The following is a 1,567-nucleotide window of genomic DNA, read 5'->3' as shown; positions in this document are numbered from 1 at the left end:
TTATCTGAAACTTGAAAGTATGAAGACAGACTGATCCCTTGGTATCACAGGGCATATTTTAATTAATTTAACCATTTAGCTTGCTGTTAACAGCGAAACTAACCGTTTCGGCAAAAATGTGAAGAACTGATTCATCATCTGAATAATTTGGGCTCTTCTTGCATAAACTTCATGATTAATAATCGTTTTTAACGAATTTAGAAGCCATACCAGTGCTTGAGACAACTCAATATCTGGCATGGCTTCGTTCATTATAAAGAATAAATCCCCAATGGTGCGATCATCCTGATTTTGCCGTTCCTGCCAAGCTAATAGGTCATAAGTCATCATGACAATTGCTAAATGGCCACAAAGCCCGTCATAATTTTGAACTTGTGATTTGTCGAGCCGCAAGTATTGCTTGGCAACTTTAAAGTAATTCTCAATTTGCCATCTTCGGGCGTATAGTTGAATGATCTCTTGTGGCTGAAGGCCTAACTGAGTCGTTGCCAGTACTAGGTAGTCATCTTGACGGGCCCGATTAGCCACAAATACCAAGCGAAGCTTGAATTTTTGGTTCCCGACGTGCGCTTCGACAAAGCAGCTGTATTGATAAGCTTGCTTGGGTTGATATTTTGAGGCCTGCAGTCGCTTGTATAATGCTCTAACTGAATATTGCCGTCCGCGATATTGATAGTAAATTTTGCTGGACCGTTTAAGCATGCCCACGCCGTTTAATCCCAACTTGGTTAATTCATAGAACATTTTTGGTGAGCTATACCAGCTATCAAATAACACATAGTCAGCTAGAACGCCATTTGCGAGGGCTTGCTTGACAAGTTGCAATGAAACGAGGTTCATTTTTTGCTGTGCTTGGCGACGTCTCCGGCCAGCAATTGTTCGTTGATCGGTTGTTTTAGCTGATTTTCCAAGGACGTTTTGTGGCTTCTTGGAAGACATTAATGCAAAGTTGATCGGTAAGAATGTATTGGCGTCACTCCAACCCAAAGTTAAAGCCCGGTATCCCTTAATATATAACTGTTTGTCATGGTCAAAGACTCGCGCTAGTAATTCGGTTTGGGTGGCGTACTCACGGGAAAAGAGTGTATCGTCAATGATCAATGCTAACCGCCGCCGGCGGTCAATAAACGGTCGTAAATGCTTGATTAAATGACTCCCAACTTGACAAATCAAGCGTTGCCAATTGATCCGGCCATCGTTCAAATTATTTCTGACGGTGCGACTGGTAAAGTTAGGTGTTTCATGGGCTCGATAAAGCGAGCGTCCCAGGAACTTTGTCGTGAGCAGCCATTCAATGACCTTCATCAAGCTGATTTCTGAATGCCGGCGATAATTCACCAACTTGGTGAGTTTAGATAGACCAATGAGGGAAGTAAATTGATGAACAATATTGTGAAGCTCGTTTTCTGTATTTTTTTGTCTTATAATATTCATGACGTAAGTCTCCTTTGTATCTTGGTTTTGGTCGACTAAAGTATACAACGCAGGAGAGCTTGCGTTTATTTTTTTGCCAAAAAAGCCAATAACCACACGCCTTTGGCGTGATTATTAGCTTTCAAGTTTCAGT

At 41.5% G+C, this 1,567-nt stretch carries 1 protein-coding gene; it reads right to left on the bottom strand.

Annotated elements, in window-relative coordinates; all coding sequences use genetic code 11:
* Nucleotides 1-75 precede the first annotated feature (75 nt).
* On the bottom strand, nucleotides 76-1,434 hold the full coding sequence (locus tag FC85_RS06050) for an IS4 family transposase (RefSeq protein WP_046870709.1): 1,359 nt from the start codon (nucleotides 1,432-1,434) through the stop codon (nucleotides 76-78).
* Nucleotides 1,435-1,567 lie beyond the last annotated feature (133 nt).

Source organism: Lentilactobacillus diolivorans DSM 14421 (assembly GCF_001434255.1).
In the GTDB taxonomy this organism is placed as follows: domain Bacteria; phylum Bacillota; class Bacilli; order Lactobacillales; family Lactobacillaceae; genus Lentilactobacillus; species Lentilactobacillus diolivorans.
Note: the sequence above shows the minus strand (reverse complement) of the source record. Positions and strands in the feature narration are given on the sequence as shown.

Excerpts from the sequence above, each read along its gene's own strand:
- FC85_RS06050 (WP_046870709.1), bottom strand. The coding sequence starts at position 1,434 with ATGAATATTATAAGACAAAAAAATACAGAAAACGAGCTTCACAATATT.